This is a genomic window from uncultured Campylobacter sp., assembly GCF_938030815.1.
Lineage (GTDB): Bacteria > Campylobacterota > Campylobacteria > Campylobacterales > Campylobacteraceae > Campylobacter_B.
The window spans coordinates 1-8,149 of sequence record NZ_CALHII010000117.1 but is presented as its reverse complement, the minus strand read 5'-3'; the positions used below and the strand labels follow the sequence as shown (position 1 = coordinate 8,149).

Annotated in this window: 5 protein-coding genes and 1 tRNA gene; 5 read left to right on the top strand and 1 reads right to left on the bottom strand. The window is 47.2% G+C overall.

What is annotated here, in order from left to right; all coding sequences use genetic code 11:
- Positions 1-292: 292 nt before the first annotated feature.
- The 5 genes from Q0277_RS04235 (at position 293) to Q0277_RS04215 (ending at position 7,495) form a co-directional block, all read left to right on the top strand.
- Entirely contained in the window at positions 293-1,426 is a 1,134-nt protein-coding gene (locus Q0277_RS04235) for an efflux RND transporter periplasmic adaptor subunit (RefSeq protein ID WP_297995920.1), read from the top strand.
- Positions 1,426-4,584: a multidrug efflux RND transporter permease subunit gene (locus Q0277_RS04230; RefSeq protein WP_297995918.1), complete on the top strand. Its 3,159-nt coding sequence runs from the start codon at positions 1,426-1,428 to the stop codon at positions 4,582-4,584. The genes Q0277_RS04235 and Q0277_RS04230 overlap by 1 nt, the downstream gene beginning before the upstream one ends.
- A complete protein-coding gene (locus tag Q0277_RS04225; protein ID WP_297995916.1) occupies positions 4,571-6,028 on the top strand; it encodes a TolC family protein in 1,458 nt (485 codons plus the stop codon). The genes Q0277_RS04230 and Q0277_RS04225 overlap by 14 nt, the downstream gene beginning before the upstream one ends.
- A 424-nt stretch (positions 6,029-6,452) precedes the next feature.
- Positions 6,453-6,540 (top strand) — tRNA-Ser (locus tag Q0277_RS04220).
- Positions 6,541-6,676: 136 nt separating this feature from the next.
- Positions 6,677-7,495 carry a replication initiation protein gene (locus tag Q0277_RS04215; RefSeq protein WP_297995915.1) on the top strand — a complete coding sequence of 273 codons (819 nt, stop codon included), beginning with the start codon at positions 6,677-6,679 and terminating at the stop codon, positions 7,493-7,495.
- A 133-nt stretch (positions 7,496-7,628) separates the two neighbouring features.
- On the opposite strand, the gene Q0277_RS04210 is transcribed toward Q0277_RS04215, so the two are convergent.
- On the bottom strand, positions 7,629-8,149 hold a 521-nt coding region (locus Q0277_RS04210), incomplete at its 5' end, for a hypothetical protein (RefSeq protein WP_297995913.1).

Genomic DNA, 8,149 nt, shown 5'->3' with positions numbered 1-8,149 from the left:
GCCATTCTATTCGAAACAAACGAAAAACGAAATAACCGAAACGACGAAAGGCAAGATCTCGTCAATGCTCCGTTACCGCCGCCGCTATCCGAACCCGCGATAGTAAGAATTTTTCTCATAAAAAGCCTTTAAAATTTTAGCGCGATTATATCGAAATTCCGCTATAATTCCCCAGATATATTATTTTACGGGCTAAATTTAAGTTTTATTTATATAGTTTTTATTATAATTTATAATTTATTCGTAATAACTATTACAAATACAAAATTTTAACCCAATTAGAGGAAATTACATGAAAAAAGTCGCCAGTTTGATTTTCGCAGCGTTTTTAGTTTCGGGCTGCTCCTATTTCGAAAAAAAGGAGGAAAGCGGCGCGAAGCAAGGCGGCGAGACCCCCGCGCTGCCGGTTGGCGTATTTATCGCCAAATCCGCCGACGTGCCGATAATTTTGAAATTTAACGGACAGACCGTAAGCGAGCTTGAGATAATGCTAAAGCCGCAGGTTTCGGGTACCATCGAAAAGCAGCTTTTTGAACCTGGCCACAGCGTCAAAAAGGGCGACGTGCTTTACGAGATCGACCGCTCGCGCTACCAAGCGGCGTTTGACAGCGCAAACGCTAATCTGCAAAACGCCTCGGCGGACTACAAAAGAGCCAAGGCGCTAAAAGCTAGCAACACGATCTCTCAAAAGGATTTCGACACCGCAAAAGCCGCGTTTATGGTAGCCGAAGCAAATTTTAAAAGCGCAAAGATCGATCTTGACCACTCGCTTGTAACCGCGCCTTTTGACGGCATGGCGGGCGATACGCAAAAAGACGTAGGCGCATACGTAAACATTGGCGAGGATCTGGTGCGCCTTAGCAAATTTGATCCGATCGACGTGGAATTCGGCATCGCGGACGTCGATAGGCTGGAGCTTGATGCAAATTTAAGAAACGGACAGTGGAAGCAACTGGGTCGCCAAGTAAGTATAAATCTCGGCGGCAAGGACTACAACGGCACGCTAAGCTTTATCGATAGCGTTATCAATACAAACACCGCGTCAGTCAGCGCTAAAGCTCAAATTCCAAATCCAAGCTTAGAAATTCGCCCGGGAATTTTTACCAAAGTAAGCGTCGAGGGCTTTTATCAGAAAAACGGCTTTAAAATTCCGCAAGTTGCGCTCAAGCAAGATCTTAGCAACACCATAGTCTACGTCGTGCAAGACGGCAAGGTCGCTAAAAAGGTGGTCAAAATCGCAGCTCAAGATACCCGCACTGCGACGATCTCAAGCGGACTGCAAGACGGCGATCAGATCATTTTGGATAATTTTAAAAAGATCAACGTGGGCTCCAAGGTCACTCCCGTACCCGCAAGCACCGATCCTTACGTAGCGGGGCAGCCTAACGAGCAACCGTCTCAGAGCAATGCGGAAAGCGGGAAATAATGTTTTCTAAATTTTTCATCAACCGCCCCGTTTTTGCCTGCGTCGTTTCGATAATCATCGTAATCGCGGGCGTTTTGGCTCTTAAAAATTCCTCCGTCGAGGAGTATCCGCAACTCACGCCGCCGCAAATCGTCGTTAGCGCTACATATAGCGGCGCGGATGCACAGACGATTGCCGACGTCGTCGCAGCCCCTCTTGAAAACGCGATTAACGGCGTTGAAAATATGATCTATATGGAAAGCTCAGCAAGCTCCTCCGGCGACGTTAGTATCAACGTATATTTTCAAATCGGCACAAATCCAGCAGATGCGAAAGTCAATGTAAACAACCGCGTCACGCCAGCTCTTACGCTACTTCCCGACGAAGTGCGCCGCTATGGCGTAACCGTTACCGAGCGTAGCAGTACGATGCTGGAAGTGCTTGCGTTTTACGATCCTAGCGAACAGATGGACGTCGTAGAGATGCAAAACTACGTAGCTATCAACGTCGTAGATGAGCTAAAGCGCGTGCCGGGCGTCGGAGACGCTCAAGCGCTGGGTACGAAAGACTATGCTATGAGGATCTGGGTTAAGCCTGAGCTACTTAAGAAATTTAACGTTACGACCGCCGAGATAATCGCCGCAATAAGCGAGCAAAACAGTCAATACGCCGCGGGCAAGATGGGCGAGCAGCCAATGAACTTAGGCAATCCCTACGTATATGCGATCAAGCCTGAGGGTCGTTTAAAAACCGTCGAAGAGTTTGAAAATATCATCATACGCGCGCAAAAAGATGGGAATTTCTTGCGCGTAAAAGATGTCGCCGAGGTCAAACTAGGCGGCGCAAGCTACAATATCTCGGCAAAATTTAACGGCAAAGAGATGGTGCCTGTGCTTATCTTTATGCAAAGCGGTGCCAACGCTCTAGCCGTAGTTGAAGCGGTAAATAAGCGCATAGACGAGCTTAAGCCTAATTTTCCCGGCGAGCTGACCTACGACGTCGCCTACGATACGACTAGCTTCGTAAAGGTCTCGATCGAAGAGGTCATTCATACTTTCATTGAAGCGTTAATCCTCGTCATCATCGTTATGTATATGTTCTTAGGCAATCTTAGAGCGACGATCATTCCGACGCTTGCTGCGCCCGTATCGATCTGCGGCGCGTTTATCGGAATTTATGCCTTCGGATTTTCTATAAATTTAATTACCCTTTTTGCGCTTATTTTAGCTATCGGTATCGTCGTGGACGATGCGATCATAGTAATCGAAAACGTAGAGAGAATTTTGCACGAGGAGCCGGATCTTAGCGTCAAAGAGGCCACCACAAAAGCGATGGGCGAGATCGTAGCGCCCGTAATCTCCATCGTGCTAGTGCTTTCGGCGGTTTTCGTGCCGGTTGCGTTTATGGAGGGTTTTACCGGGGTTATGCAGAGGCAATTTGCTTTAACGCTCGTAGCCTCGGTATGTTTTTCAGGCTTCGTAGCCCTTACCCTAACGCCCGCACTTTGCGCCCTAATATTGCAAAAAAAGGAATCTGAGCCTTTTTTCTTTATAAGATGGTTTAATAATCTTTTTAGCATCTCAACTAAAATTTACGCCGCAGGCGTCGGCATGGTTTTGCGCCATGTGCTAATCAGCCTCGTTTTTGTAGGCATCATCATCTATGCAATGGTGAAGCTTCTTGTGCTCACTCCTAGCGGCCTGGTGCCTAACGAGGACAAAGGCTCGATTATGGCGATGACTACGCTTCCGTCGGCATCTACTCTACCTAGGACGGAAGCCGATCAGGATTTCATCGCAAGTATCGCTAAAAAGTATCCAAACGTAAAAGATATAACCCAAATCACGGGATACGATATGCTAGCCGGAGCGCTTAGAGAAAATGCGGGAGCTTTTTTTATGAAGCTAAAAGACTGGAAGGAGCGCCCCGGCGATGAAAATTCCAACTTCGCCATAGCTGCCGCGCTAAACGGGCAGCTCTACGGCGCGGATCGCAACTCGATGACTTACGTCGTTACGCCGCCTCCTATTATGGGGCTTTCGCTTACGGGCGGATTTGAGCTCTACGCGCAAAGCACGACGGGCAAGAGCTACGATGAAATTCGCGCCGATATGGATCGCGTAACCGCCAAAGCTAACCAACATCCCGCTTTAAAACTCGTGCGAACGACGCTGGATACCGATTTCCCGCAGTATAAGCTCTACGTCGATAAAGAGAAGGTAAAGATGCTAGGCGTTAAGATAGCCGACATTTTTACCGTGCTAAATTCTACCATCGGGCAGTATTACATCAACGACTTTAACCTTATGGGTCGCACGTTTAAGGTCTATATCCGCGCTACACAAGACTACAGAGACGATCCTAACGATCTAAAATCGCTCTACGTCCGCAGCGCTAGTGGCGATCTGATACCGTTAAATTCTTTAGTGAGACTTGAGCGCTCGCTTGGTCCTGATTCCGTTAATAGATTTAACGCCTTCCCAGCAGCGCAGATTATGGGCGAGCCAAATACGGGTTATACCTCGGGCCAGGCGATTGCAGCGATCCAAGAGGTTATAAAAGAGGAGCTTCTTAGCGGATACTCGATCGGCTGGTCGGGCTCTGCGTATCAGGAGGTTAGCGAGACCGGCAAGGGCGCGCAAGCATTCGTATTTGGAATGATCTTCGTGTTTTTAATCCTGGCGGCTCAATACGAAAGGTGGCTCATGCCGCTTGCCGTACTTACCGCCGTGCCGTTTTCGGTATTCGGCGCGCTCGTGTTTACATATTTCCGCGGGCTGAATAACGACATATATTTTCAGATAGGACTTTTGCTTCTAATCGGTCTGGCGGCGAAAAACGCGATTTTGATCGTAGAATTTGCGATGAACGAGCACCTAAACAACCACCGCCCGATCGCGGAAGCTGCCGTCGAGGCCGCCAAGATGAGGTTTCGCCCTATCGTGATGACGAGCTTTGCGTTCGGCCTCGGCGTGCTTCCGATGGTTATCGCTACCGGCGCAGGCGCTGCTAGCCGCCACGCGCTGGGAACCGGCGTCGTAGGCGGAATGCTCGCGGCATCTACAATCGCGATCTTTTTCGTGCCACTGTTTTTCTACCTGCTCGAAAGCTTCAACGCTTGGCTTGATAGACGCGGCAAAAAAGTCCAAACTAACGAGGTGAACGATGAAAATAAATAACGCTCTTTTAAGCGCCTTGACGCTTGGAATTTTACTTTGCGGCTGCAACTTCAAGCCCGTCACGCCGCAAAAACAGACCGGCTTTAAGGCGGATTACGCGAGCACGAACGTTAGCACGCAGTGGTGGAAAAGCTTTAACGATCCGCAGCTAAACGCCCTGATCCAAAGCGCGCTGGAGCAAAATTCCGACCTGCAAACCGCGCTGAATAACGTCGAGTATGCGCGCGTAAATTTGGGACTAAACAAGCTTGAGTACCTGCCGAATGTAAATTTAAGCGGCAGCGCGGTGCGTCAAAATAATTTCGGCAACCAGCCTGATCGCAACTCCCATGGCTCGTATCAGATCGGCGCCGTGCTAAGCTACGAGATCGATTTTTGGGGGCGCGTGCGCAACAGCGTGGATTCGGCGCGATCGAAATTTAATGCGACGAAATACGACTACGAAACCGCCAAAAATACGATCACAAGCACGGTTGCGACGACCTATTTTACGCTACTAGCGTTAAAGCAGCAGGAACAAATTTTAAAAGACAGCCTAAAAAGCTATCAAAATACGCAAAACTACCGCAAAAAGCAGCTCGATGCGGGCGCGGTTAGCGAGATCGTATTTTATCAAGCCAAAGCTGCGGTGCAAAGCGCCGAGGCGAGCCTCATAAGCGTGCAAAATCAGCTCTCCGCAGCTCAAACCTCGCTAAATATCCTAACGGGCAAGAGCTACGATGAAATTTTACGCGGCACACCGCAGACCGCCACGAAAATGCCTAGCGCGCCGCAGATCCCAAGCGGAATCCCAAGCGACGTGATCCTGCACCGCCCGGACGTCGCAAGCTCGCTCGAAAATCTGCGCGCAAGCAACTTCTTAGTGGGCGTCGCCAAGGCGGGCTACTTCCCTACCTTCTCGCTTACGGGCTCGGCGGGATATGCAAGCGGAGAGTTTGACAGGCTATTTACCGCAAACGCGAGCACGTGGAGTATCGGCGGCTCGCTCGCAGGGCCGCTACTTGACTTCGGCCGCCAAAAAAGGCGTGTAGAGCTTGCGAATTTAGAGCAAAACGCGAGCTTCATCGCATACGACAAAGCGCTTAAAACCGCTTTCGGCGACGTTCGCGACGCGCTTGTAGGCGTACAAAACGCCAAATTGAGGCAAGCAAGCCTCGCCGATCTCGTCGCTTCGCAGAGCAAAATTTATTCAAACGCCTCAAGCAGGTATCAGGCGGGCTACAGCGATCATCTGGAGTTTTTGGATTCGCAGCGAAACCTACTTAGCGCGCAGCTAAACAAAGTGCAGACCGATCTTGACGTGCTAAACGCGACAGTGAATGCATACAAGGCGCTCGGCGGCGGCTTTAGCATAGAAGATAGCGAAATAAAGGCGCTTATCGGCGCCGAGCAGGACGTGCAGCCCGATATGTCCGCCTTCCCGAAGGATAGGATTTTTAATTAGCTTTCTAAATTTACTGGCGGCGCGAAATTTTAAAATACCCGTAAATTTAAAGCGCCGCCGAAATTTTACGGCGCAAGCGGACTATATGAAAGTAAAATCTACTTGCGCTTTTTAAATTTAGCCCCGCGGCGGGCGGCAAATCCAAATTTCAAAGATAATCTAAATTTTAAAATAGCCGCAGCGAGGTGAAATCGTCGCTCGGCTAGGAAGCGCAAAGCGGCTTGGCTTAGTGGCGCGGTAGAATTTTAGGCGCGCGGTAGAATTTCTAAGCGGCACGGCAAAATTACAAGCAGCGCGATAAAATTTCAAACGCTGCGGTAAAATTCTAAGCGCCGCGTTTTAAATTTAAAGGCAAAACGGATTGCGCGCCAAAACGGAATTTGGCAAAATTTTAGATTTTCGCTATAATCGCGACTTTTAATTTAGATGGGTGTCCGAGCGGTTGAAGGAGCACGCCTGGAACGCGTGTAAAGTGCAAGCTTTCGAGGGTTCGAATCCCTTCCCATCTGCCACTACTTTAAAATTTCATCCCCGCAAAACTCTAAAATTTCGCTTTCCCACTCGGCGTAAATTTTATAAATTTTAAGTCGCAACACATTAAATTTACTCTATTATAGCAGTTAAATCTTTAAACTGCGAGGTATAGACATGAGTGAAATTTCTTTCTATTTTGAGGAAGGTGATTTCGTGTTAAAAGCCAGTAGAGTTGTTAAAGCCGAAAAGAGCGGCACGCTTGTCTTTCGAAACAAAATGAACTCTGTGTTGTTCCCGGTTAATTTCACGGCTAGGGATTATGATATTTTCTTTACGATCTGCTGGTATGCAAAGCAGATGGGCTATGTTGAAAATGCCAAATTTATTGAAATGCCTTACTCTGAAATTTGTAGATTTATGCCGTCCGGCCTGAATAAAACCAGATTTAACGATGAAGTAAAGAATTTTAGAGCCAAAGTTCTAGGGCAAGACGGCGCTGCCATCTATAGGAGCGTCGAAATTACCGAAGATGATGAAATAACTACCGTAGGCGTATTTTTTACGGATATTCGAATTTTTAGAAATAAGCAATCATTAAGTTTTAGATTAAACCCGGTTGCTCTTGAGATTTTATTCAGTACCCTTAAATTTATGAAAATAGATTTAAACAACTTTGTTGCGATTAAGGGCAAATTTGCCAAGACTTTATATCGACTCCTGCATCAATACGAAAACGTAAAAGCCGATAAAGACGGCTTTAAGTGTGTAAATTTTAATAGAGACGACTTTGAAAGATTTATGAGCGCGCCGGCCAAATATAACGCTTCCGATTTGGATCGCTTTGTAATTAATCCGTCTATAAACGAATTAAATGAAAGCTATTTCAAAAAACTTCTTTTTGAGAAAAGAATAGCTGACGGCAATAAAAAAGCGGTGGTCGGCTACTCGTTCAAATTTATTTTGAATGAAAAAACGGAAAGAATAGGGGCTTAAAACTGCGCCTCTTGTCGCTTTGGGTGCATAACCCTATCGCTTTGATCCTCATCGTCGCTTACAGGGCTTCTATGGACTTAAAATTATCTTAAAGCAACGCATTCCCGGTACAAATAAATTGCCGGGTTCTGCGCTATCCTCTTATTCTCATAGCGATGTATTCGTCCGTATCTAAGTCGTAGTTGTTCGCTTCGGCTTTAAACTGCATCAGTTCGTCAAAGGTAAAAATATCCTTTAGCTCGTATGTGGCTAAAATTTTAACGTCTGAATACGTCAGGATGCTTACTTCTAGGCTCTCTGCGATCTGCCTTATTTTCTCTTTCTTGGAATCACTTACGAATACGATATAATTTTTTATATGCTGCACGTCCTTTGGATCGTTTGGCTGCGGCGCCTCGATAAGCCCCATTTTGAACCGCACAAACTCGCTCATGCTGGTGTTGAACCATTTGGCCTGATCATAAATTGTTATCAGCACATCGTCTTTTATATGCGGTATCGGCGTCGTTAGGGCGAGCTCTATAAATTTGGCCAGCGTATACGTCGGATATTTTTTTCGTATTTTTACGGCCAGTTCCTTTGAGAATTTCGTCCCTATCGCCTTTTTGTCCTTTTGTTTGCCGTCCTTCTTTTGGCTTTCTTGGTTTCTGCCGC

Coding starts and splice junctions, on each gene's coding strand:
- Q0277_RS04225 (WP_297995916.1), top strand. CDS start 4,571: ATGAAAATAAATAACGCTCTTTTAAGCGCCTTGACGCTTGGAATTTTA.
- Q0277_RS04230 (WP_297995918.1), top strand. CDS start 1,426: ATGTTTTCTAAATTTTTCATCAACCGCCCCGTTTTTGCCTGCGTCGTT.
- Q0277_RS04215 (WP_297995915.1), top strand. CDS start 6,677: ATGAGTGAAATTTCTTTCTATTTTGAGGAAGGTGATTTCGTGTTAAAA.
- Q0277_RS04235 (WP_297995920.1), top strand. CDS start 293: ATGAAAAAAGTCGCCAGTTTGATTTTCGCAGCGTTTTTAGTTTCGGGC.